At 72.1% G+C, this 24,379-nt stretch carries 18 protein-coding genes; 11 read left to right on the top strand and 7 right to left on the bottom strand.

Features of this window, described 5'->3' with window-relative positions; translation table 11 throughout:
• Positions 1–139: 139 nt before the first annotated feature.
• From ACG83_RS20200 to ACG83_RS20190, 3 genes are all read left to right on the top strand, one after another.
• Positions 140–814: a TetR/AcrR family transcriptional regulator gene (locus ACG83_RS20200; protein WP_083473393.1), complete on the top strand. Its 675-nt coding sequence runs from the start codon at positions 140–142 to the stop codon at positions 812–814.
• Positions 807–1,664, top strand: a complete 858-nt coding sequence (locus ACG83_RS20195) for a bifunctional 2-polyprenyl-6-hydroxyphenol methylase/3-demethylubiquinol 3-O-methyltransferase UbiG (RefSeq protein ID WP_054567746.1) — start codon at positions 807–809, stop codon at positions 1,662–1,664. Before ACG83_RS20200 ends, ACG83_RS20195 begins: the two co-directional genes overlap by 8 nt.
• 113 nt (positions 1,665–1,777) lie before the next feature.
• Complete coding sequence (locus tag ACG83_RS20190) at positions 1,778–3,163, top strand: hypothetical protein (RefSeq protein ID WP_054567745.1); 1,386 nt, start codon at positions 1,778–1,780, stop codon at positions 3,161–3,163.
• A gap of 124 nt (positions 3,164–3,287) precedes the next feature.
• Here the strand turns inward: ACG83_RS20190 and ACG83_RS20185 are convergent, their stop codons facing one another.
• Positions 3,288–4,970, bottom strand: a complete 1,683-nt coding sequence (locus ACG83_RS20185; protein WP_054567744.1) for a cation acetate symporter — start codon at positions 4,968–4,970, stop codon at positions 3,288–3,290.
• Positions 4,967–5,395 carry a DUF485 domain-containing protein gene (locus ACG83_RS20180; RefSeq protein WP_083473392.1) on the bottom strand — a complete coding sequence of 143 codons (429 nt, stop codon included), beginning with the start codon at positions 5,393–5,395 and terminating at the stop codon, positions 4,967–4,969. The genes ACG83_RS20185 and ACG83_RS20180 overlap by 4 nt, the downstream gene beginning before the upstream one ends.
• A 332-nt stretch (positions 5,396–5,727) precedes the next feature.
• Between ACG83_RS20180 and ACG83_RS20170 the strand changes: the two genes are divergently transcribed.
• The gene (locus tag ACG83_RS20170) at positions 5,728–6,213 is read left to right on the top strand and encodes a hypothetical protein (RefSeq protein ID WP_054567742.1); all 486 of its coding nucleotides are present in this window, start codon (positions 5,728–5,730) and stop codon (positions 6,211–6,213) included.
• Here ACG83_RS20170 and ACG83_RS20165 read toward each other — a convergent pair.
• The 3 genes from ACG83_RS20165 to ACG83_RS20155 are packed head-to-tail and all read right to left on the bottom strand — an operon-like array spanning position 6,203 to position 9,349.
• Positions 6,203–7,954 carry a cation acetate symporter gene (locus tag ACG83_RS20165; RefSeq protein WP_054567741.1) on the bottom strand — a complete coding sequence of 584 codons (1,752 nt, stop codon included), beginning with the start codon at positions 7,952–7,954 and terminating at the stop codon, positions 6,203–6,205. The two genes, ACG83_RS20170 and ACG83_RS20165, sit on opposite strands and share 11 nt — an antisense overlap.
• 25 nt (positions 7,955–7,979) lie before the next feature.
• Complete coding sequence (locus ACG83_RS20160) at positions 7,980–8,471, bottom strand: hypothetical protein (protein ID WP_235498036.1); 492 nt, start codon at positions 8,469–8,471, stop codon at positions 7,980–7,982.
• Between the two features lie 41 nt (positions 8,472–8,512).
• Positions 8,513–9,349 carry a LytTR family DNA-binding domain-containing protein gene (locus ACG83_RS20155; RefSeq protein ID WP_200931344.1) on the bottom strand — a complete coding sequence of 279 codons (837 nt, stop codon included), beginning with the start codon at positions 9,347–9,349 and terminating at the stop codon, positions 8,513–8,515.
• A 274-nt stretch (positions 9,350–9,623) separates the two neighbouring features.
• Between ACG83_RS20155 and ACG83_RS20150 the strand changes: the two genes are divergently transcribed.
• The 6 genes from ACG83_RS20150 (at position 9,624) to ACG83_RS20125 (ending at position 20,117) form a co-directional block, all read left to right on the top strand.
• Positions 9,624–10,418, top strand: a complete 795-nt coding sequence (locus tag ACG83_RS20150) for an NADPH-dependent oxidoreductase (RefSeq protein ID WP_054567739.1) — start codon at positions 9,624–9,626, stop codon at positions 10,416–10,418.
• A gap of 174 nt (positions 10,419–10,592) precedes the next feature.
• The gene (locus ACG83_RS20145) at positions 10,593–11,528 is read left to right on the top strand and encodes an LLM class F420-dependent oxidoreductase (RefSeq protein WP_054567738.1); all 936 of its coding nucleotides are present in this window, start codon (positions 10,593–10,595) and stop codon (positions 11,526–11,528) included.
• 219 nt (positions 11,529–11,747) lie between these two features.
• A complete protein-coding gene (locus ACG83_RS20140; RefSeq protein WP_054567944.1) occupies positions 11,748–13,301 on the top strand; it encodes a DUF2397 domain-containing protein in 1,554 nt (517 codons plus the stop codon).
• Positions 13,298–14,539, top strand: coding sequence for a TIGR02678 family protein (locus tag ACG83_RS20135; RefSeq protein WP_054567737.1), 1,242 nt, complete (start codon positions 13,298–13,300; stop codon positions 14,537–14,539). The genes ACG83_RS20140 and ACG83_RS20135 overlap by 4 nt, the downstream gene beginning before the upstream one ends.
• Positions 14,539–18,732 (top strand): TIGR02680 family protein, encoded by a 4,194-nt coding sequence (locus ACG83_RS20130; protein WP_054567736.1) that lies wholly within the window; start codon positions 14,539–14,541, stop codon positions 18,730–18,732. Before ACG83_RS20135 ends, ACG83_RS20130 begins: the two co-directional genes overlap by 1 nt.
• Positions 18,729–20,117: a TIGR02679 domain-containing protein gene (locus ACG83_RS20125; protein ID WP_054567735.1), complete on the top strand. Its 1,389-nt coding sequence runs from the start codon at positions 18,729–18,731 to the stop codon at positions 20,115–20,117. The genes ACG83_RS20130 and ACG83_RS20125 overlap by 4 nt, the downstream gene beginning before the upstream one ends.
• Before the next feature lie 49 nt (positions 20,118–20,166).
• On the opposite strand, the gene ACG83_RS20120 is transcribed toward ACG83_RS20125, so the two are convergent.
• Both ACG83_RS20120 and ACG83_RS20115 read right to left on the bottom strand, forming a co-directional pair.
• Entirely contained in the window at positions 20,167–21,303 is a 1,137-nt protein-coding gene (locus ACG83_RS20120) for a histidine kinase (protein ID WP_152991451.1), read from the bottom strand.
• A 66-nt stretch (positions 21,304–21,369) separates the two neighbouring features.
• Entirely contained in the window at positions 21,370–22,011 is a 642-nt protein-coding gene (locus tag ACG83_RS20115) for a carbonic anhydrase (RefSeq protein ID WP_054567942.1), read from the bottom strand.
• Between the two features lie 163 nt (positions 22,012–22,174).
• Between ACG83_RS20115 and pstS the strand changes: the two genes are divergently transcribed.
• Positions 22,175–24,367: a phosphate ABC transporter substrate-binding protein PstS gene (gene pstS / locus ACG83_RS46790; protein WP_369812902.1), complete on the top strand. Its 2,193-nt coding sequence runs from the start codon at positions 22,175–22,177 to the stop codon at positions 24,365–24,367.
• The last annotated feature ends 12 nt before the right edge of the window (positions 24,368–24,379 follow it).

Here is a 24,379-nt window from a genome sequence, read left to right as displayed (position 1 = left end):
GTGAAGGTTTCCACGCCGGGCACACCTTTTTCAGGCAGAAAATCCCGGCAGTCCTCGATGGTGCGTGGCATTCGGATCGTAGGATGCTCGATTGAGAACGGAAAGAGACCTTGGGTCTGACCGCGAGTACCATGCCGTCATGTCGCAGCGAGGCCACCGCCCCTTATCCGCGCCGCGGCGAACGGATGCCCGGCGGAACCGAACGGCCATCCTTCGGGCCGCGGACGAGGCATTCACCGACAACTCGCCGCGGCTGGTGCCACTCCAGGAGATCGCGCAGCGGGCGGGCCTCGGCCGGGCGACTGTCTACCGCTACTTCCCGGACCGGCGGGCGATGGCGGTGGCGGTGGCGGAGGAGTACTTCGAGGCGTTGCGCCACGCGGTCGAAGCGGCCGAGGAGGAAGGCCGTTCGTTTCGGGACCTGCTGCACTGGGCGGCGACCACGATGACGTCCATGCGTCCGCTGGTCGCACTCATGCGTGAGCTCCCGGAGCATGAGCAGCAACGGTATTTCGAGCGATGGATCGGCATCCTCACCCCGGCCCTGCACCGGGCGCAGCGTGACGGAGAGGTCCGTCCGGATGTCACCGCAGCCGACCTCGCGCTCATTCTCATCTCGCTCGACCTCGCGGCCACCGCCAGTGCGCAGGCCCCCCACATCATTGCCATCACCGGCGGGGCAGCCGACACGACCAGCGCGTCCCGCGACGACGGGCAGCGCGACGACGAGCAGCATGGCGCCGCCATGCGGAAGCTGGTCACGGTCATGCTTGACGGATTGTTCACGCAGCCGAACACAGAACCGAATGGATAGTCAGCGGATTCTCCGTTACGCCGATGACGTGCTCGGCGGTCCGGACGAGGCCGAACGCAGCCGGCTCGCGGCCATGGCGGAGGTCTGCGACCCGACGACGACGCGCATTCTCGACGAGCTCGGCGTCGCCGCCGGCTGGCGATGCCTGGAGGTGGGTGCCGGCGGTGGATCGATCGCCGCGTGGCTCGCCGCCCGCGTCGCCGGCCTGTCCGGCGCGGGCGAGACCGTCGGAGGTGGGTCCGTCGCGGGCGAGGTCGTCGCGGGTGAGGTCGTCGCGACCGACATCGACACCCGGCATCTGACGGAGCTGGTCGCACCGCGGCTGACCGTCCTTCGGCACGACATCACCCGGGATCTGTTGCCGGGCGGCCGGCCGTTCGATCTCGTCCACGCCAGGTTCGTGCTGGAGCATCTGCGCGAGCGGGAGGGGGTTCTCGACCGCCTTCGCACCTGGCTGAAGCCCGGCGGGGTCCTCGTACTCGAGTCACTCGCCGGGTTCCCTGTCGAGTCGTCACCGCACCCGGCGTTCCGCGAGGCCATGCTCGGCATCGAGCAGGTGCTCGCGAAGACCATCGGCACCGATTCCACCTGGGCGCGTCGGTTCCCGGAGCCGCTGCGCAGCCGGGGCCTCGTCGACGTCGGAATGACCGTCCACCTGCCGACGACCGGTGGTGGCAACGCCTCGGCGCGCTGCTGGACCCTGACACTGAACCGGATGCGTCCCCGCATCCGTGATCTTCGGCTTGCCTCCGACGCGGCGCTGGACGAGGCGCTCGACCGGCTCGCCGACCCGTCCTTCTTCGACGTCGGTTTCGCCACGGCCATCGCCTGGGGCCGGGCCCCCGGGTAACCACGCCGACCGAAGAACTCCGGGTCCGGCAATGTCATGAATCCGGTTTGCCCGCACCTCTATGGTGTGAGATCGGGGACGGGCCGGGCGCCCGAGGTCGAGGGGGATCAGGCATGTTTGGATTCGAGTTCCAGACCGCGAACGCGTTCGAGACGATTCCCACAGGCTTTCCGATTCCCGCGGGGCCCGGGATAAGGGAGCGGGAGACGGCCTGGCGGCATGATGCCACCGGGACCACGCTGGAGGGTGACGAGTCCCGTCGCCCGAAGGCCAGCGCCGATCTGGAGTTCGTCACCCCGGCGCGGGCCACCGTCAGGGAAGCGGTCGCGGCGGCCCAGGCCGCCGTTGATCTCGCCAGGGCACTGCAGGAGGAATCCCGGCGCGGGTCAGGCGCTGTGCTCTACAGACGGGGCGACGTGACGGCGGGCGGCGTGTGGCTGAAGGACTGTGCGATCAGATTTTACGACGACAGTTTCTGCGCACAGGCGCAGGGGACGGTGGGCGTGCCGCTCGCCGGGTTCGAGGCCCTACTGGCCAAGGTCTGGGAGCGGAGCAAACGGCGCGACCAGGTGAAGCGGGAAGTCAACAGGATGGCGCCGTTCGGTGAGCTGCCCGGCTACCAGGCCGCGAAGGCGTTCCCGAGCCTGCGCGGTTTCCTGACCGCCTGCCATCTCTTCCTGCTTCGGGCGACCGAGGCCGAGCCGGGCTATTTCGCTGATCCGTACGGGGTGAACGCGGATCCCACCGACAGCACGGCGTATTTCGACTTCAGTGGCAACGCGTCCGTCCGAGCCGTCAACCAGCGGGTTCGTAAGCTGCCGGCACCGCCGGCGACGTGCCGCGTCCTGGTCAACTCGGACTCCCCGAAAAGCATGTTCGCGGTGTTGCACCGCACCGACTTCCACTCGATGTTCCGGTCCCTGTCGGAGCCCGAGCGCGAGATCCTGGCCCGGCCCGCGACCGAGGTGCTCTGGCCGGCGGGCCAGGGTGACATCAACCAGGTTCGGCTGTTTCCGTTGCCCTACCGCATCGATCCCGCCGCGGCCGACGTCCGGGCCCGGCTGGACATCGACGGGGTGGAACTGGACGAGTGGGAGCCGGCGAAGAAACCGGAGAAGGACCTTGTCCGCGGTCCGGTCACCTGGACGCTCCTGGAGCACGGTCCGACGGTCGCGCAGTGGTGGGAGTCGGTGAGGTTCGGTGACACCCGCCGCGAGGGGCTCCGCAAGGATGTCGCCTCCCCACCTCCCGGCTTCCGCGGCCGGGAACGGCAGTATCTCGATCGGTTCCCGCAGCCGCAGGAGGACAAGACGGCCTACTACGGCATGGGCGCGTTCCCGATGGATCGCGACGAGGCGACGGGTGCGGGACTCGCGGTCTTCGAGTACCGGGACCTCATGGCCGACATCGACGTTCCGGTGTGGGACGACCTGAGCTTCGACAGGTGGGTCGGCGTCGTCGAGGTGTTCGCGAAGCACTACCTGCCGAAGCTGGACTGAAGCCGGTGGGGCCCCGGCCCGGGCGACCCGGGCACCTGGCCCGCTGGTGATCTCTCGCTACCGTGGAGCACCAGCGGGCCCGGGGCCACCGGTCGGGCCGGTCAGCCCGACCGGTTCGACCGGATCAGTGGGCCGCGACCGTCGCCTTCTCCGCGCCGGCACCGGTCAGCGACCGGACCTCCATCTCGGCGAACTTCTCCGCGTTGAGCGGTTCGCGGGAGGTCACCGAGCCGAGCCAGCCGAGCAGGAACGCCAGCGGGATCGACACCAGGCCCGGGTTCTCCAGCGGGAACCAGGAGAAGTCGACCGAGGTGTCCTTGATCATGGATGCGCTGGCGCCGGTCGCGTCCACCTTGCCGGAGACGACCGGGGAGAACGCGATCAGCACGATCGCCGAGGTCAGGCCGCCGTAGATGCTCCACAGCGCCCCGCGGGTGGTGAAGCCCTTCCAGAACAGCGAGTACAGGATCGTCGGCAGGTTCGCCGACGCGGCGACCGCGAAGGCCAGTGCCACCAGGAAGGCGATGTTCTGGTCCTTGGCGAAGATGCCGCCGACGATGGCGACGATGCCGATGACGACGGCGGTGATCCGGGCGACCTTCACCTCCGACTCCGGGTCTGCGGCACCCTTCTTGATGACGTTGTTGTAGACGTCGTGTGCGAACGACGCGCTCGCGGTGATCGTCAGGCCGGCGACGACCGCGAGGATCGTCGCGAATGCCACCGCCGCGATGATGCCGAGCAGGAACGTCCCGCCCAGCTCGAAGGCGAGCAGCGGTGCCGCCGAGTTCGCCTTGCCCGGGGCGGCGTTGATCTTGTCCGCGCCGACCAGGTACATCGCGCCGTAGCCGAGCACCAGGGTGAACAGGTAGAAGCAGCCGATGATCCAGATCGCCCAGACGACGCTGCGCCGGGCCTCCAGGGACGATGGCACGGTGTAGAAGCGCATCAGCACGTGCGGCAGGCCCGCGGTGCCGAGCACCAGCGCCAGCGAGAGCGACACGAAGTCGATCTTGGTGAGGTTCGAGATGCCGTACTTGACCCCCGGGTCGAGCACCGCCTCGCCCTTGGGGCTGGCCGCCACCGCGTCGCCGAGCAGCGACGACAGGTCGAAACCGGCCTTGCCGAGCACCCAGAAGGTCATCACCGCGGCGCCGACGACCAGCAGCACCGCCTTGATGATCTGGACGTAGGTCGTCCCCTTCATCCCGCCGACGAGCACGTACACGATCATCAGGACGCCGACGACGGCGATCGTCACGTTCTGGCCGGTCTCACCCGAGACGCCGAGCAGCAGGTTGACCAGGCCGCCGGCACCCGCCATCTGCGCGAGCAGGTAGAAGAAGCTCACCGCCAGGGTGGAGGCCGCCGCCGCCGTCCGGATCGGTCCCTGCCGCAGCCGGAAGCTCAGGACGTCCGCCATCGTGTAACGGCCGGTGTTGCGCAGCAGCTCCGCGACCAGCAGCAGCGCCACCAGCCAGGCGACGAGGAAGCCGATCGAGTAGAGGAAGCCGTCGTAGCCCTGCAGCGCGATGGCCCCGGCGATACCGAGGAACGACGCCGCCGAGAGGTAGTCACCGGAGATGGCGATGCCGTTCTGCCGCCCGGAGAAGGCCCGCCCGCCGGCGTAGAAGTCGGCGGCGGTCCGGTTGCCGCGCGACACCCTGATGACGATCACCAGTGTGATCACGACGAACAGGGCGAAGATCGTGATGTTGACCGCCGGCTTGCCGACGGTGTCGGCGGCGAGCAGCGCCGACCCCGGCGAGACGGTGGTGCCGGCGGTGGCCGCACTGAGCGCGCTCATGCCGGCTGCCCCGTCTCGGCGAGCCGCCCCGTCTCCGCCGGCCGGCCCGCCTCGAAGCGGGAACGCAGCGCCTCGGCGGCGGGGTCGAACGTCCGCCCAGCCCAGCGGGCGTAGATCATCGTGATCGCGAACGTCGAGACGAACTGGCCGAGCCCGAACAGCAGCCCGACGTTGATGTTCCCGAACAGCTCGTGACCCATGAACCCGGGCGCGAACGCGGCGAGCAGAACGTAAAGGAAGTACCACACCAGGAAAAGCGCGGTCAGCGGGAAGACGAACCGGCGGAACCGGCGCCGAAGGTCGGCGAACTCGGCGCTGCGCTGGATCTCCGCGTAGGTGGGTGCGGAAGCCGGCCCGGTCCCAGCTCCTAACGCCCCACTGGTCGTCGCGCCGTCATCGCCCGGCGCGAGCTGCGTCGTACTCACGGTCTCCCCTCTCGGTGCGGTCCGTCCCCCGGTTGACGACGGGTGATCTCCCTGTCGCCTCCGGACGACTGTCACGGCCGCGCACCTGCCCGTGAAGGCACCACGCCGGGCGCTGCGACCGGCGGCACCCGTGCGGCGTTCGACGGTCCGCAGACCGTCGACGAACGGTCGGTTTCCCACGACGAACGGCGTAGCCGTGTTCTGGTCGATCACCCGGCGGGCGGCTGATCGTTTAGGATGCGACGCGTGTCGGCTATGTCGCGACTGGCCTGCTGCCCCTCACCACGCGGAGCCTGCCGGGTGAACGGTGCCCGTGGCCGGAGGTCTGGATCGTGATCGACGTGGTGGTCAGCGCGGTTCTCGGCGCTGTGGTCGGGTCGGGCCTCACCATCTTCGGCTCGTACGTGCAGCTACGGATGAATCGCGCCGAAGAGCGGCACAGCGTGGCCCGAGAGGTCGTCAAGGGCCTGTGGCTGGAACTCCACGAGCGTCAGCAGAGCATCCACGGGCGGCAGCTCGGCAGCCCCGGGTGGCGACGGGCCTTCGACGCCGACATCACGGAGCTCGCGGCCCGCATCGCGCAGCTCGCGATGATCACCCGGCCGCAGGACCAGTACGGCCCGCGGCTCCTGATGCTGTCCGACATCCTGCACGGCGTCGCAGGGAGTCAGGGCAACGAGGAACGCGACCTCTGCCATGCCGCGATCGACGTCATCGTCTACGCGCAGTGGATCTGCGCCGCCACACTGACGGGAGATCCGCAGCCCGCGGAACCCGCACGTATGCCCGAATACCGCGAGCAGTTCGTCAGAGGCTAGTGGCCGTCCGCCTGTTCATCGGTTGGGTGGCGAGTGCCAGCCGCTCGGGAGCGTGCAGGCGCACCAGTACCCGCGCCGCGTCGGCCGGGGCCGATCCCGGGGTGAGCAGCGAGACGGCGATCGTGACCACGAAGGCCAGCGGTACCGTCCACGCCGCCGGCTGGGCCAACAGCACGCCCGCGACCCCGGGGACGTCCATGCCCGTCATCGTCACGATCACCGCCGTGCCGGCCAGCAGGCCGCCGGTGGCCAGGCCCGCCAGCGCACCCGCCGCGGTCAGCCGCCGCCACCAGATGCCGAGGACCAGCAGCGGGCAGAACGTCGACGCCGCCATCGCGAACGCGAGGCCGACCGTGTCGGCGAGGCCCACCCGCACCGTCAGCAGGGACAGCGCGGCCGGCACCACGACAGCGATCAGCGAGCCGGCCCGGAAGCCGGCGACGCTCGCGCGAGCCCGCCCGCGCAGCAGGTCCTGGCTGAGGACACCGGCGACGGAGACCGTCAGCCCGCTCGCCGTCGACAGGAAGGCGGCGAACGCGCCGGCCGTCACCAGCGCCGACATCGCCTCGCCCCACGGGGCCGGCAGCACCCGCTCCGGCAGCAGCAGGACGACCGCGTCGGTGCGCCCGGTGAGCAGCAGGTCGGGGGCGTAGATCCGGCCGAGGGCGGCGTAGACCGGTGGGAACAGGTAGAACACCCCGAGCAGCCCGACGACGACCGCGGCGGTCCGCCGGGCCGCCCGGCCGTCGGGGTTGGTGTAGAAGCGCACGATCACGTGGGGGAGCCCCATCGTCCCCAGCAGCAGAGCGAGCAGCAGCGAGTACGTCCGGTACACCGGGTGGTCGTCGGCGCCGTCGGCCGCGACGGGTGCCACCCAGCTCGCGCCGTCGCCGGCCGGGACGTCCTCGGCACGCGGCACCACGGCACCGGCCGGGATGACGATGGTCGTCCCGGCGCCGAACGTCAGCTGGCCCGGCGCTGGCAACGGCAGCGCGCCCCGGGCCGGCGCCCCGTCGACCGTCCCGTCGACGGTGAGGGTGACCGGGACGTCCACCTGCACCCGGACGGGGTCGGCCAGCGTGACCGTGATCGTCTCGGCGGCGACCGGCGGCCGGTCGGTCACCGGGTCGGGTGCGCCGTCGGCGCCCCACGCGACGATCAGGAGCAGCGCGGGGAAGGCGATCGCGGTCAGCTTCAGCCAGTACTGGAACGCCTGCACCAGGGTGATGGAGCGCATCCCGCCGGCGGCCACGCTCGCCACCACGACGACGGCCACGACCGTGGAGCCCACCCAGCTCGGGGCGCCGGAGACGGTGCGCAACGTCAGCCCCGCGCCGCGGAACTGGGGCAGCAGGTACAGCCAGCCGATACCGACCACCAGCAGTGACGCGGCCCGGCGCACGGCCGGCGACGACGTCCGGATCTCGGCGAAGTCAGGCAGCGTGTAGGCGCCGGAGCGGCGCAGCGGAGCCGCCACGAGCACCAGCAGCACCAGGTACCCGGCGGTGTAGCCGACGGGGTACCAGAGCATGTCGGTGCCAGCGGCGAGCACCAGGCCGGCGACCCCGAGAAAGCTGGCCGCGGACAGGTACTCGCCGCCGATCGCCGAGGCGTTCCAGCGCGGGCTGACCATGCGGCTGGCGACATAGAAGTCGCTGGTGGTGCGGGACAGCCGCAGCCCCAGCGCACCGACGGCGACGGTCGCCGCGCAGACGAGGACGACCGCGAGCGCCTGGGTCACCGGCGCCGTCCGGCGGTGGCCGGCATCAGCGGTCGCTGTTGGTGTCGCGGTCGCTGTTGGTGTCGCGACCGCCGCCGCTGCCGCTGCTGCAGCCGTCGCCGTCGCCGGACAGCAGGTCGGCGAAGTCCGCCTCGGTCCGCTCCACCCGCCGGACGTACCAGGAGGCCGCCGCCAGCAGCAGCGGGTGCACCGCCACACCGAGCAGCAGCCAGGGCAGCGGCAGACCGGCGACCCGGTACGTCGACATCGCCGGCACCAGCGCGAAGACCACCGGGACCGCGGCCAGCGGCACGGCAACCGCGCCGAGCACGCCGAGCGCGAGCCGGCGCTGCACCCGCAGCAACGAACGCAGGTAGACCTCACGCACCCCGGACGAGTCGTCGACGTCCCGGGTGGCGTGCGGCCGCGGGGCCGGCCTGGCGACGGCCGCCGACATCCGCGGTGAGGTGACCCGCACCCGCGATGGCTGCCCGCCCCGGCCCGGCGGCCCGGACAGCCCACGCGGCCCGGACTCCACCAGGGCGGACGGGCCGAGTGGGTCTGGTGACCCGGCCGCGGTCAGGTGGCACGCTCCCGGCCTCGACTCTGCTCCCGGCCGCTCTGCTCCCGGCCGGGGTCTCGGCTCGGGTCTCGGCCGGGGGTCGCGGCCCGGACCAGCCGGTCCCGCAGCTCCCGGGTGTGGCGGCGGCTGACCGCCAGCACCCGCTCACCGATCCGCACCGAGCAGCGGCCCTCGTCGCTGCGCAGCTCGTCGACCGCCCCGAGGGCGACCAGCGCACTGCGGTGGATCCGGACGAAGCCCGCCGCCGCCCATCGCTGTTCCAGCGTGGTCAGTGGAACCCGCAGGAGGTGGGATTCGGCGGCGGTGTACAGCCGGACGTAGTCACCATGGGCGATCACATAGGTGACCTCGGAGCGGTGGACGAACCTGGTCACCCCGCCGAGCTCGACGGCGATCGTCTCGTCGTCGTCGGCCGGGGTGGCGTCGCGGCTGCCGGCGGCGTCCAGCACCCGGCGGACGGCCTCGCCCAGCCGTTCCGGCCGCACCGGCTTGAGCAGGTAGTCGGTGGCCCGCACCTCGAAGGCGTCGATGGCGTGCCGGTCGTAGGCGGTGACGAACACGACCTGCGGGCGCTCGGAGAACCGGGCCAGCACCCGGGCGAGGCCGAGCCCGTCCAGGCCCGGCATCCGGATGTCGCAGAAGACCACGTCGAAGGGCACGGTGTCGAGCAGGCGCAGGGCCTGCTCCGAGCTGCCCGCCGCGCAGACCTGACCGACCCTGGCGTCCTGTTCGAGCAGCCAGCGTAGTTCCGCGAGCGCGGGCGCCTCGTCGTCGACCACGAGGGCACGTAACCTTGCGCCCTCGTCCCGGGCCCGCTGCCGCGCCACGACCATGATCCGTACCTTACGACGAGGTGCGCGTCACACGCGAGAGCCGCGGCACACCTCCTGCCGCAGGTCAGCCGGTCGGCCGGTCAACAGGTCGCGCGGTCGGCCGGGCGATCCCGGGCCCGCTGTGGCCGGGGTTCCATCCGCCCGGAGCGGCCGGAGTAGCAAGCCTCTCGGAAGTCAGGCGCCCGGCAATCTACAATAAGTCGATCGAGAATATGATTTTACTGTTCCCGGTCGCCCGCCACACCACCGACGACTCCTGTGAGGTCCGCGCCCGATGCCTGCCGCCGCCCGCTACGGCGATCCCGCCGCGAAGCTCGACGCGATCAACGATGTGCTCAGGCTGCAGCTCGCGCATCGCTCGGTGCGCAGGTTCGGGCCACGTGACGTCAGCGACGACGAGCTCGCCGCCATCGTCACCGCGGCGCAGTCCGCGTCGACGTCGTCCAACCTGCAGGTGTGGAGCGTCGTCGCGGTGCGCGACCCGCAGCGGCGGGCCCGGCTGGCCGCGCTCGCCGGGAACCAGGCGTTCATCGCGCAGGCCCCGCTGTTCCTGGTCTGGATCGCCGACCTCAGCCGGGTGCACCGGCTGGCCGAGCGGGCCGGGACGCAGGTCGGCGCCGTGGAATACCTGGAGACCACGATCGTCGGCTTCGTCGACACGGCGCTGGCCGCGCAGAACGCCGCGGTCGCCGCCGAGTCGCTGGGCCTAGGCACCGTGTTCGTCGGCGCCGTCCGCAACCGGCCCGAGGAGATCGCCGCCGAGCTGGGGCTGCCGCCGCACGCGGTGGCAGCCTTCGGGCTGGCCGTCGGCACACCCGACCCCACCGAGGCGGCGGACGTCAAGCCGCGGTTGCCGAGGGAGGCGGTCCTGCACCGGGAGCGCTACGACGTCGCCGCGGACGCGCACATCCCGGCCTACGACGTGCGGCTGTCCGCCTACAACGCCCGGTTCGGCCTCGACGGCAACTGGAGCGACCGGGCACTGTCCCGCCTCGCCGGTCCGGACTCGATGGCGGGCCGGCACCGGCTGCGCGAGATCCTCGAACGCCTCGGCCTGCCGTCGCGCTGACGAGCCGCTGCCGAGCCGCGCCCGCGCAGAGCTTGACCAGAGCCCGGGCAGAGCGCGCGCAGAGCCCGGGCAGAGCCTGAGGTGAGCCCCAGCCGGGGGCACCGGGGCCGGACACGTGCCGGGGCCGGCGCTCCCGTCCGTCGCAGCACCGAACGAGTTTGACAGGGTAGGTACATGGATCTCCGAGTGTTCATCGAGCCTCAGCAGGGCGCCTCCTACGCGCAGCAGCTCGCCGTGGCCCGGGCGGCGGAGGAGGGGGGATTCGACGCCTTCTTCCGCTCCGACCACTATCTGCGGATGGGTCCGGGCAGCCCGCTGCCGGGGCCGACCGACTCCTGGGTCACCCTGGCCGGCATCGCCCGGGAGACCAGCCGCATCCGGCTGGGCACCCTGGTGACGTCCGCGACCTTCCGGCTGCCGGGTGTGCTGGCCATCTCGGTCGCCCAGGTCGACGAGATGAGTGGTGGACGGGTCGAGCTGGGCCTGGGCGCCGGGTGGTTCACCGAGGAGCACGCGGGCTACGGCATTCCGTTCCCCGGCACGACCGAGCGGTTCGACCGGCTGGCCGAACAGCTCGCGATCATCACCGGCCTGTGGACGACCCCCACCGGTGAGACCTTCTCCCACCAGGGCGAGCACTACACGCTGACCGACAGCCCGGCGCTGCCCAAGCCCGTCCGGCGGCCCCACCCGCCGATCATCATCGGCGGCCACGGCGCGACCCGGACCCCGGCGCTCGCGGCCCGGTACGCCGCCGAGTTCAACATCCCGTTCGCGCCGCTGGACCGGACCGTGGCCCAGTTCGCCCGGGTCCGCCAGGCCGCCGAGACCGCCGGCCGGAACCCGGACGAGCTGGTCTACTCCGCCGCCCAGGTGCTGTGCTGCGGGCGGGACGAGGCGGAGCTGAAGCTCCGCGCCGAGCGGATCGGCCGGGACCTCGCCGAGCTGCGGGAGAACGGCCTGGCCGGCACCCCGGCCGAAGTCGTCGAGAAGCTCACCGCCTACGGCCCGGGTGGCGCCGGCGCCAGCCGGATCTACCTGCAGCTGCTCGACCTGACCGACCTCGACCACCTGGCCCTGGTCGCCGCCGAGGTAGCGCCGCACATCTGACCGGGACCAGCCTCGATCTGGTCCTCGCGGTTGGAGACCAGGCCGATCACCGGCGCCGGCAGCGGGCTGGCCGAGTCGTCGCAGGCGATCTCTGCCAGCCCGTGTCCCAGTGGCCGTGATCTCGTGGCGTCGCGCGATGGCGTACAGGACCACCTGGGAACACACGGAAATGTCGGATCCGCGAGTTACCGTCCTCTCGAACCACTCCGAGGGGGGATCGTGGAGGAGCACGGGGGCAGCGGAGCAGAGGACGAAACCGCTGTGCAGGACGCGGCGGCCAGGCGCGCGCTGTTCAGCTACCTCACCGCCGAGGCCGCCGATGACTACATGGCGGTGATGCGGCTCTTCAGCGAGACGCTGCTCGCGGACCTGTCCGCGGCCGAGGTCGCCACGCAGCTGGTCGAACGCGGCCATGAGCTCGATGCCGACGCCGTCGAGACCCGGTGCCGGCAGTTGGTCATCTGGGGCAACCTGGTGCCGTCCGTACGTGAGACACGCGTGCGCACGGTCGCCGCGTACCACCGTTCCCGATCCCGATATCAGGTCTCGAAGCTGGGTGGCCGGCTCCACCGCGAGGCCGAGGAGATCATGCGGGCCACGGAGGGCGCTCGGGAGGTCGCGCGGGAACTGCTCGCGCGTGTCTCGGAAACCCTGCGGCTGATTCTTCTGCAGCTCTCCTACCGCGAGCGGCCGATCGATTCCGAGCTGCTTGCCGGCCAGGTCACCGGTGTGTTCAACGACCACCGCCTGTTCCACGAGTCCGTCACGGACTTCTACGCCTACCTGTCCGGCGTCCTGACCCGTTATGACCTCGCTGGTGAGGAATACGCCCAGTTCAAGAACCTCCTGCTCGACTATGTCGACCTGATCGGCGCCGACGTCTCACGGAACGCGCCGGAGATCCTCGGCCGGCTGAAGACGCTGCTCTCCCCGTCCCTCATCGACACCCTGCTCGAGAACCTGCCCGAGCCACCGGCGACGGGCGATGCACTGATCGTCGTTGAACGTCTGCCAGGGCGTACCCGAGCGGAATGGGAGCAACTCGCCGCGTGGTACGGGGCGTCGAGCGTCCGTTCCGGCCCGGAACAGCTGCGCGTCGCGGCGCGCCAGGCGCTCGGCCAGCTGATCGCGAACGCGAAGCGGATGCTCGCCGCATCCGGGACCGGGGTTTCGCGTCGTGCCGACCTGCTCAAGCTCGCCGGCTGGTTCCACGGCGCGGACAGCGAGACCGCGCACCTCCTTTTCGACGCGGCTTTCGGCGCGTATCCGGCGCGCCACCTGCTGCTCGGGCCCGAGGAGCAGGACCTGCGGGCTGGGCCGAGCACGTCGTGGTGGGTGGCCGCGCCCGTTGACGTCCCGGTGTCGCTGCGGGAGCGCGGTGATCGCACGGTGCGGGGCCGGGCGTCCCGGGTACCCGACACGAAGGAGCAGACCGATCTGCTGATGAATGCGGCGCGGGAACGTGCACAGGCCCGGGAGGCGGCGGCCGCCGAGCTGCTCGCGGCCGGCTCGTTGCACCGCAGCCGGCTCAGCCGAGCCGCCCGGGACCTGCTGCTCGAGCTGCTACCCCCGGTGCTCAGCGCCACGGCCGGCGGTGAGACGGAGGCCGACCACCACGCCTCGGATCTGGGGCTGGCGTTGCGCGGCGTCCCGGCACCCGGCCAGCTGACGGTGATCAACGGTGACGACGGAACACTGACGGTTGACGGCCTTCTGCTGTCGGTCGTCCCGCTCGCCGGCACCGGCCGGGCGCGCACGGCGGCGAGCGCATGAGGCCCACACCCGAGACGGGCACCGCGGCCAGCTCGGCCCGGGAACGAGTCGAGGCGGCCCGTGCGCTGCTGGCACATCCAGTCCTGACCGCCGCGTCGCATCCCGACGAGTTGTCGTTCGTCCGCCTGCACGCCCCCGCGCTGCGCGGCATGTTCAAGGCGCAGCTGGGCTATGTGCTCGTCGTCGAGGCGTCGTTCGCCCGCCTGTTCAAGGGGCCGCTTGCACCCGGCGCACCCTCCCGGCCCGCGCGGCGCCGCGACAACAGTCCGTTCGCTCCGGTCACCTACACCCATCTGGCTCTGCTCTGCGCCGCGCTGCTCGCTCCCGGAACCGGCGAGATGATCCTCATCTCCGCGCTGATCGAGCAGGTGCGCGCGGACGCGGCGACCATCGGCGTGCCCATCGGCGACACGCTGCCGGAGCGCCGTGCCCTGGTCACCGCGGTCGAGCTGCTGGTCCGCTGGGGTGTGCTGATCGAGGCCGACGGCACGGCCATGGCCTGGGGCGAACGGCAGATCGAGGAGGCCCTGCTCCATGTCGCCCGTAACCAGCTGCCGCACCTGCTCGCCCGCTCGCTGACGGGTGTTGTCACCCCGGACGAGCTGCTCGCGCCCGACCCACCGGCGGCTGAGCAGCCGCGGCGCTCGCTGCGCCGCCGGCTGGTGGAAAGCCCGCTCGTCCGCCGTGAGGATCTCACCGACGCCGAGCGCGACGTGCTCTCCCGCGAACGCTCCGAGCTGACCCGGGCGCTGGCCGAGAACTTCGGCCTCACCCTGGAGGTGCGCGCGGAGGGCGCGCTCGCCTACGACGCCACCGGCTCGCTGACGGACGAGCCCTTTCCCGGCACGGGCACGATCAGGCAGGCGGCGCTGCTTCTGGTCGGCGCGTTGCTCGCGGAGCGGGAGCCGCGGCCCGGCGACACCGCCGTGCTGCGCGACGGGCGCGCGGTCGCCGGTCTGGCGATTGGCTGGCCCGACGTGGAGGCGACGCTCGCCCGGTTGTCGTCCCAGTACGGCAAGGCATGGAGCTCGGCCATGCTCGACGACCCCCGGAACCTACGGGAGAAGATCGCGGCGACGCTCGCGGAGGTCGGCCTGGCGTCGATCCTGCCCGGCGGGCTGGTGATCCATCCAGCCGCCGCCCGCTACCGACCCCAGCCGAACACCGCGCGGCCGACCCGAGCGGCCCGCCGCCTCGGTGACGGGCAGGCGGCGTACCACCCGGAACTGGAGCTGTGATGCAGCAGACCCTCGCCCTCACCGAGGGCACCGAGGACAGGTTCGGCCCGACACCGATCAGGCGTCATCCCTATCGCTGGCGGCTGTCCCGCGCCGGTTTCGTGAATGTGTGGCACTACTACGACAACACGTTCGACCTCTCGGGTGGCCGGCTGATCCTCCGCGGCACGAACGGTTCGGGCAAGTCCCGGGCGCTCGAGATGCTGCTGCCGTTCCTCCTCGACGCGGACCGGCGCAACATGGGCACCGGGACGGCGGTCCGCATGGAGGACCTGATGACCGCCGGTGCCGGGGAGCAGACGAACCGCCTCGGCTACATGTGGCTCGAACTGCGTCGGGACGTCGAGGCCGACGAGGACCCGGCCAGCGGGTACCTGACCCTGGGAGCCCTGGTCCGGTTCTCGGCGAGCACGAAGGAAGCCAAGGTCTGGTACTTCACGACGGCACTGCGGGTGGGGCACGAGCTGTCGCTGCTCACCGCGGACCGCAAGCCGCGCGGCCGCAAGGAACTGGGCCAGGCCGTCGGCGAGGACCGGATCAGCGACGGACCCGAGCCGCACCGCGAACGGGTACGCGCCGAGGTCTTCGGTCTGGCGGGCGGCGATGCCGGCAAGGAACGCTTCAACGGGCTGATGAAACTCCTGCACACCCTGCGTTCCCCGGACGTCGGCAACCGGATCGAGGAAGGCAGACTCCCGCAGATCGTCTCCGACGCCCTGCCGCCGCTGTCCGAGGAGGCACTGACGGACGCCGGCCAGCAGCTCGACGGCCTGACCAGCACCCGTGACGAGCAGAAGCGGCTCGAAGCCGCCCACGGGCAGGTCGTGGGGTTCCTCGACAGCTACCGCAGGTACCTGGCCGGGGTGCTGACCCGGTCGCTGACCGGAACCAGGCAGCGTGCGGCGAACTGCCTCGAGACCGAGGCCGAGGCGGTGCGGAAGCGCGAGATCGCCACCGGCCTCGACTCCGAGCTCCTCGAGACGCTGGAACGGCGTCAGCTCCTGGCCGACCAGGTCTCCGAGCTCGCGGCGGCGCTGGACGCGCTCAAGGAGTCGGACCGTTATCGCGGGGCGAAGGAGCTCACCGAGCTGAGTGCGACGGTCAGCTCGCTCGCCGAGACCGCCCGGGCCAAGCTGGAGCTGGCCCAGCTGCGCCGGGAGGGCGAGGTGGAGCTGGCCGGCGCGGCGAACGCCCTGCTCACCGACATGTCGAGCGCGGTCGACGAGCTTTCCGAGCGGATCGACCAGGCCCGCGACCAGCTGACCAGGGTGCGGCTCACCGCCCATGAGCTGCCCGCGTCGATCGGTCTGGTCCGGACGCCCCCGGAGCGACGGAGCGACCTGGTCCGCGTCCGTCGGGATGCACCGCCCGTCCCGACGCTCCGGCCGGCGGCGGACGTGCCGCGCCTGGTCCCGCCGGATCTGATCGGCCTGCGGGCCGCGGCGGGCAGCTTGCGGGAGGCCGCGGACCTGCGGGCCGCGCGTGCCACCAGCCGCGCCGCGGACGCCCGGCGGCTGTCCGACGACCGGGCCGGCGTTCAACGGGCCGTGGAGACCGCGGACGACGCGGCCGTCGAGGCGGAGACCGCGGCGAGCCGCGCCGAGCAGGAGGCCGACGAGCGCGACCGAGAGGCTGTCGGCCTCGTCGAGCGCTGGCGGGCCTGGCTGGGGGATCCCGGAACGGGAGATCTCCTGGGCGACGTGGACTGGTCCGCCCAGCCGACCCTCGGCCCACTGCTGCTGGATCGACTGGTGCTGTGCGGCACCGAGGCGGATGGCCCGGTCGACCTCTCCGAGCTCGACCGGGCCGCGGACGACGCCGCCGCCGGTGCCCGCGACCGGTTGGCGGGCGAACTGCATCGGCTCGACGCCGACGACACGGCGGACCGGCGTGCGGTCGAGCTGCTCGTCACCGAGAGGCGGCAGCTCGAGGCGTCCCGCGACGATCCGCCGCTCGAGCCGTTCTGGGTCACCGCCCCTCGCGGCGCGGCCCTGTGGCAGTGCGTCGACTTCGCACCCGGCCAGTCCGCAGACGAGCAGGCCGGGATCGAGGCGGCGATGCTCGCCTCGGGCCTGCTGACCGCCACCATCGACGCCCGCGGCCAGCTGACCGCCACCAGCGGCCAGCTGCTCGTCTCGCCGATCGGCCCCCGGGCCGCCGTCTCCGTGGCCGCAAAGCTGGTGCCCGACCCGGCGGGACCGATCGATCCCGGGGTGATCAGCGCGCTGCTGGGGCGGATCGGTCTGGCCGACCCGTCCGCCGCCATGTGGGTCGCGCCCGACGGCAGCTGGGCGAACGGCCCGCTGCGAGGCCGCCACGCGGTTCCGGCCGCACGGCACATCGGCGCCGCCGCCCGGGAGGCCCACCGGGTCCAGCGCCTGCGTGAGATCGGCACGGAGCTCGAGGAGCTGGCCGCGGCGGCGCAGGCGCGGGCGGAACAGCGCGCCCGCGTCGAGGAGCGCAAGAAGGCGATCCGGGGCCACCTGCGGTCGGCACCGCGGTCGAAGCCGCTCAGCGACGCCCGGGTCCGGGCGGCCTCCGAGGAGCGGCAGGCGACCCAGGCCGCGACGAAGGCCGCCAGACTGCGGGCGGAGGCCGACCGGCGGGCCATCGCGCTGGCCGAGAGCGAGAAGGCACATCGCGCCGCCTGCGCCGAGTTCGGCCTGCCTGTTGACGCCGACTCACTGGCCGACCTGGCGCGTGCCGCGACCGTTGCGGCCGGCACCTGCGTCGCGGTGATCGGCCAGGTCGACGTCCTCACCGGTCTGGCGGAGCGACACCAGCGGGCGGTGGGCGCCCTGGCGGCCGCGGCCGAGCCGCGGGGGTGGGCCGAGGGCGACGCGGAGCTCGCCTGGAACGAGTGGCACGCCGGCGACACCCGGATCGAGGCACTCCGGCGGGCGCTGGGGGCCGACCCCGCGCGGGTCCTCGAGGAGCTCAAGGCCATCGAGGCTGGCCAGGTCGCGGCGAAGCGGGAACTCGGCGCCGCGGAGGCGGCCGTCGGCGAGCTGCGAAGCACCGCCGCGACCGCGGCCGCGCAGGCCGACAACGCCGATCAGAAGGTCCGCGACGAGCAGGCCGCCCTCGCCGAGCAGGTGGACGCCGTGCGGGCGCAGCTCGGGCAACCCGGTGTCGTCGCCTCCGCGTTCACGGCGAAGCCCGCCGAACCGTTCACCGACCACACCGCCGGGGCCGTCGCTGCGGACGCCGCCGCGCTGCTGGCCGGCCTGCGCAGGTCGCGGATCGAGGAGAACGCGCTGATCCGTGCCCAACAGGTGTTCGACCGGGAGATCGCAGCCAGCTACGAGGTGATCGTCACCAGGCACAGCGAGGTCCTGCTCTACGAACTGGCCGACGCGGACGGCCGCCGGCCGCTCGTCGAGGCCGCCGCCGACCTGGCGCGGAAATGCGACCAGGGCCGGGAGGCACTGACCGAACGCGAACAGCGGGTGTTCACCGAGTTCATCCTCGGTGAGGTCGGGGAGGAGCTCCGCGGTCGGCTGTACCAGGCGGAGGACCTCATCACCGCGATGAACCGCAGCCTGCGGTCCATCCAGACCAGCCATGGCATCGGCGTCCGGCTCACCTGGAAGCTCGCCGCGGACAACGACGCCGCCGTCAGCCGGATCAGGCAGCTCGTCATGACTGCCGCGTCGATTCGCAGCCAGGCTCAGGACGCCGAGCTGCTCGAGCTGCTGCGCGAGAGGGTCGCCGCGGAGGCGCTCGCCGAACCGAACGCCGGATACGCCCTGTTCCTGCGGAAGGCGCTGGACTACCGCACCTGGCACACCGTGGAGGTCATCATCACCGGGCCGGAGCCGGGCCAGGAACGCCGGATCAGCCGGCGTGCGAAGCTCTCCCAGGGCGAGACCCGGTTCGTCTCCTACGTGACGCTGTTCGCCGCGGTCGACGCGTACCTGTCGGGCCTCGACGACACCGCCACCGCACTGCGGCTCATCCTGCTCGACGACGCCTTCGCCAAGGTCGACGATCCGACGATCGCCGAGCTGCTCGGTCTCCTGGTCCGCCTCGACGTCGACTTCGCGATGACCGGCCACGCGCTGTGGGGATGCGTGCCGCAGGTGCCTGCCCTGGACATCTACGAGATCTGCCGCCAGGACGGCGGCGGCCCGGCCGCGACGGTGCACGTGCGCTGGGACGGCCGTAACCGCCACTTCCTCCACTCCGCATGACGTCCCCGCCCTCAGCGGCACTGCCCGCGCAGGTGCAGTCCTATCTCGAAGCGCCCGTGCTGCGGCCCCTGTGGGTCGCGGCACGGTCCCGACTGGAGCGCAACGGTCTGCAGGCGACCGGAACCCTCAAAGTGGACCTGGACGAGACCGCCGCCGCGCAGCTGTCCGGGCTGCTGGGCGTCCGTGTCACGGCCGGGCCGAAGCGTCCCGTCGGACTCGCCGAACTCGACGCCGCGCTGCGGCGTTCGAAGGCAGGTCGGGGCCTGGTGTCGGTTCTGGAGCACCTCGACGGCCGCCCCCTGCACGACCGGACCGCCGCGCGGCGCGCCACCGACGAGCAGTGGGCACAGGCCTGGCGAGGGCTCGACGAGGCGCTGGCCACCGCGGGCCTCGCCGGGGCCCCGTGGGTCTCGGGCTGGATCGCGGATCTGAGGCGCACCGGCATTCTGACGCGCGCCGGAGCGGACACCGCGGGCCGCGCCCTGGCCTGCGCCGCCAGCGCCCTCGGACTGCTGGCCCGCACGTCGGCGACGGGCCTCAGGACAGGCTTCAGGACGGGCCTGGAGACGGGCCCCGAGACGATGTCGGCCGGACCGTTCGGCGGTGACGACCCTGTAGGCTGGCAGATCGCCTCCCTCGCGACCGCGACGACAGGTGACGCTCATGGCCTGGACGACTCGCGGCTCACGGCGGCGGCCGTTCTTCGGGCCGCGGCGATCGCCTCAGGCCGCCCGGCGCCGTTGACCTCCGCACAGCGGCGCGAGCTGTGGCACGCCCTCGGCGTCGCCACCGACGGCGTGTCCGGCACGGTCCTGGTCTGGTCGCTTCGGCCACCTGGCGACGACGCCTGGTCGGCGATGATGCGCCAGCGCCGGGACCTCGGCCTCGTCACCCACCTCACGCTGCATGAACTCGGGCGCGCCGGTGAGGCCGCCCTGGGCTCACCGGAGCAGACGGTGTCGATCTGCGAGAACCCGCAGGTTCTGCAGGCCGCTGCCCGGGCCGGGGCGCCGGCTCCGCTGATCTGCCTCTCCGGCAGCCCAGCGGAGGTCGGGACACGGCTGGTACAGGCCCTCGTCCTTGGCGGTGTCCCGGTGCGCTACCACGGGGACTTCGACTGGCCAGGGATCGCCATCGCGGGGCGCGTCCTCGCGCTGGGAGCGGTTCCGTGGAGGCTGTCCGCGAGCGACTACCTGGGGGCGGCGGGAGGGGTCGAAGCCTCCGGGGGCGTCCCGCTCGCGGGCAGCCCGGCCGCGACTCCGTGGGATCCCGACCTGGCCACGGCGATGGGCCGCACGGGGGTCGCCGTCCACGAGGAGTACCTGCTCGACATCCTCATCGCCGACCTCATGCACGACACGGAACGCCGCAGCGGCGGAGTGTGACGTCCATCCTGCCGCCGCGCCGACTGCCTTTCCTCGAACAGGGTGAGCGTCAGTCGGGGCGGACGCCAGGCGCGTACTTCGGGACACGGAAGCTGACCTTGGTCCCGGCGCCGGGGGCCGTCTCGACGACCAGCCCGCAGTCGTCGCCGAAGGCCTGGCGCAGCCGGGCGTCCACGTTGCCGAGGCCGATCGAGTCGCCGGCCGGGTCGCCGGCCAGGGCGCGGCGGATCACCTCGGGGTCGGCGCCGGCGCCGTCGTCCTCAACCCAGATGTGGGCCTGGGCGCCGTCGTCCGTCGCACCGAGGGAGACCTTCCCGACGCCGGACCGGCCCTCCAGCCCGTGCCGGACGGCGTTCTCCACCAGCGGCTGCACGCACAGGAACGGGACCACCACCGGCAGCACCTCCGGCGCGACGAGAACCTGCACGCGCAGCCGGGAGCCGAAGCGGGCCTTCTCCAGCTCCAGGTAGCGCTCGATGTTGCGCATCTCGTCGGCGAGGGTGGTGAACTCACCGCCGCGCCGGAAGGCGTACCGGGTGAAGTCGGCGAACTCCAGCAGGAGCTCGCGGGCCCGTTCCGGGTCGGTGCGCACGAACGACGCGATCGCGGCCAGCGAGTTGTAGACGAAGTGCGGGCTGATCTGCGCCCGCAGCGCGCGCAGCTCCGCCTCGACGGCCCGCGTCCGGGACGCCTCCAGCTCCGCGAGCTCTATCTGCGCGGACACCCAGCGGGCCACCTCCACCGCCGCGCGCACCAGGCTGGCACCGACGTCCGGCGCGTAGGCGGCGAGCGCGCCGACGACCTGGCCCTCGCTGGTCACCGGCACGATCACCGCCGCGCGCAGCGGGCAGGCCGCGTCGCCGCAGGCGATCTCCGCCGGCCCGAGCACCAGCGTGCGACCACCGCGCAGCACCGGCTGGGCGTGCCCGCTGGCCGCCGGTGCGTGGTGACCGCCGGAACCGTCCCACGCCAGCGTCGTGGCGGTGTCGACGAGGGCCACCGCGTCGGTGCCGAGCAGCGTGCGCAGATGCCGGACGGAGCGGACCGCCCCGTCCCGGGTCAGCCCGGCGCGCAGGTGCGGCGCGGCCAGCGAGGCGGTGTGCAACGTCGCGAAGGTGGCCCGGTCAGCCGGCGTCCCGAGATCCCGGCGGTGCCGACCGGCCCAGGACGGACGCCGCACCACCACCACATTCACCGCCCGTTGACAGGCACGCACCGGAACTGACGAGTATCCATCCCGGAGCGGCGCGGGTCATCGGGAGGCCGCGGGCACCGGTCCATGGCTGTTGACCACGCTGACGGTGCCCCCCGCGAGCTGGTAGGACAGGCCGACCACCGCACAACGTCGCGCGGCGACCTCGGTCGCGAGCAGGACTGACCGGCCGACCAGGCCGTCCACCGTCCGCCGGATGTGCGTGTGCACGAACGCGTCGATGTCGGTGTGCCCGGCTGCCCTCGCGGACAGCACGCTTGGCATGACCCGCTCGACGAGGTCCCCGATATAGCCCGCCGGCGCGCTCCCGTCACGATCCGCCTCGGACGCCGCGGTGACGGCGCCACACGCGTCGTGTCCGAGAACGACGACGAGGGGCGCGCCGAGCACGCCCACGCCGTATTCGATGCTGCCGAGCACCTCGGGACCCGCGACATGCCCGGCGGTCCGGACCACGAAGAGGTCTCCCAGCCCTCGATCGAAGATGATCTCGGCTGCCAGTCGGGAATCGGAACATCCGAACAGCACGGCGAACGGCTGCTGCCTGGGCGCCACCGCCGATCGCCGGTCGGCGTCCTGGTTCGGGTGCAGCCGTTCGCCCCGCACAAAACGCGCGTTGCCTTCCTGCAGGACCGCGAGTGCCTCGGCAGGTGTGGAAACAGTGGGATCGAGTTCGGACACGAACAGCAACCTACCGCTGGTCCGGAGCGTGACGAGCCTGAACGCGGCAACGGACGAGCATCCACTCGAACGCGACCGGGCCCCACCACCTCGTGCCGGATGAGTGGCACCACCATCACCAGTAGGGTCCGTCCTGGTGATGGACGGTTCGAGGGGGCGTGCCGTGGACGTACCGGATATGGATCCGCTGGACGACGACGACCCGCGAACCGTCGGACCGTACACGGTGCTGGGCCGTCTCGGTGGTGGCGGGATGGGCACGGTGTACCTGGCGCGCCGTGACGGGCAGAGCCCGCCCGTCGCGCTGAAGGTGATCCGCGGTGACCTCGCGCGGGTGCCCGAGTTCCGCGAGCGGTTCCTGCGTGAGGCGCACGCCGCGCAGCGGGTCGCGAGGTTCTGCACCGCGGAGGTGCTCGACGTCAGCGTGGACGGCCGGCGCCCCTACCTGGTCACCGAGTTCATCGACGGCCCCGACCTGTCGACCGCGGTGCGGAAGCGGGGCCCGCTGCCGATCACGGAGCTGGAACGGCTCGCGGTGGCCGTCGCCTCGGCGCTGACCGCGATCCACGCCGCCGGCGTGGTCCACCGTGACCTCAAACCGGGCAACATCATGCTGTCGTCGTCCGGGGCGCGCGTCATCGACTTCGGCATCGCCCGCGCCCTCGACGTGACGACGATGATGACCCAGGGCGGCATCGGCACACCGGCCTTCATGGCCCCCGAGCAGGCTCTCGGCCAGCCCGTGACGGCCGCGGCGGACGTCTACGCCTGGGGCGGCGTGCTCCTGTTCGCCGGTACGGGGCGGCTGCCCTACGGTGAGGGGCCCACCCCGGTGATCCTCTTCCGGGCCGTCAACGAGGAACCGGACCTCACGGGCCTGGACGCGGGCCTGCGGCCGCTCGTCGAACGCGCGATGCGCAAGGACCCGGCCGAGCGCCCGACCGCACACGACCTCTTCCTCGAACTGGTCGGCGGCCGCCCACCCCACCCCACCGCCACCCCCGCACCTGCTCCCGGGCCGACGGCTCCCGGGCCGTCCGTCGCCGGGCCGCCGGTTCCGGAGGCGGCGGTTTCCGCGGCGTCCGACGAGACGCTGCCGGTCTCGGCGCCGCCGTCGTTACCAGGACCGCCGCCTCGTCCGCTCCATCAGGAGTCGGATGACGGCCCAGTCCCAGTCCGGAGCCGTCGGTCCCGTGGTCGGCTGCTCGGGGCATTGGCCTCGGCCGGTCTCGTCCTCACGCTCGTGGTCGTGCTCGCAGTCGTCCGCACGGGCGATGACGACAAGGGGGGTGCGCGGGCCGAGACCCCGGGTGGAGTAACGGCGACCTCAGCGGCGTCCTCCTCGTCCACGCCCGGAGGCTCCTCCCTGTCTGATGTCTCCTGTGCCACCGGAGCGATCGTCGCGCAGGGATCCACCGCCCAGAAGAACGCGATGGATCAGTGGATCGCGAACTACCAGAACCACTGCTCGGGCGCGACGATCACCTATCAGCCCACCGGCTCGGGCTCGGGACGTGCGCAGTTCGCCGCCGCGCAGGTCGACTTCGCGGGCTCGGACTCGATGCTCGAGGGTGACCAGAAGCGCGGGGCCGACGCACGTTGCACGGGTGGCGTCGCCGCGGAGCTTCCGATGGCCGTCACGCCGATCGCGATCGTCTACAACCTGCCCGGTGTGGACGGGCTGCGCCTGTCTCCCGCCACGCTCGCCGGGATCTTCTCCGGCCAGATCCTCGTCTGGAACTCATCGGAGGTCTCCGCCGACAACCCCGGTGTGAAACTGCCCAACACGGCCATACAAGGTGTTCACCGCTCGGACAGCGGCAGCGTCACCGACACCCTGACAACGTTCCTGGACGCCGCCGCCGGTGACGCCTGGACGTACGGCTCGGGCGTCGGCTGGGAGGCCCCCGGCGGTGAGGGGGCGAAAGGCAGCGACGGCCTCGCGGTGGCCGTCAGGAACACACCGAACTCCGTCGGCTATCTCGATCTTGCGTCCGCGGAGACCGCCGATCTTCAGACCGCGAGAATCGAGAACGGCGCCGGCGAGTTCACCGACGTCTCCACCGACGGTGTGACGGAGGGCCTCAGCTCGGCGCGGATCACCGGCACCGGTGGTGATCTCAGCTTCGCGAACGACTACTCCGCCATGACGGCGGGCGCCTACCCGGTCTACCTGGTGACCTACGAGATCGTCTGTACCAGGGGCCTGAAGTCCTCCCAGAGCGCGCTGGTCAGGTCCTTCCTGACCTACGTCTCCTCCGCGGCAGGTCAGGAAGCGGCCGCCGCACTCGGCTACGCGCCGCTTCCCGAGGGTCTGCGAAGCAGGGTCCAGGCCGTGATCGACGGGATCGCCTGATCCGGGGCCGGT

The sequence above is a fragment of the Frankia sp. R43 genome, from assembly GCF_001306465.1.
Taxonomy (GTDB): domain Bacteria; phylum Actinomycetota; class Actinomycetes; order Frankiales; family Frankiaceae; genus Parafrankia; species Parafrankia irregularis.
Note: the sequence above shows the minus strand (reverse complement) of the source record. Positions and strands in the feature narration are given on the sequence as shown.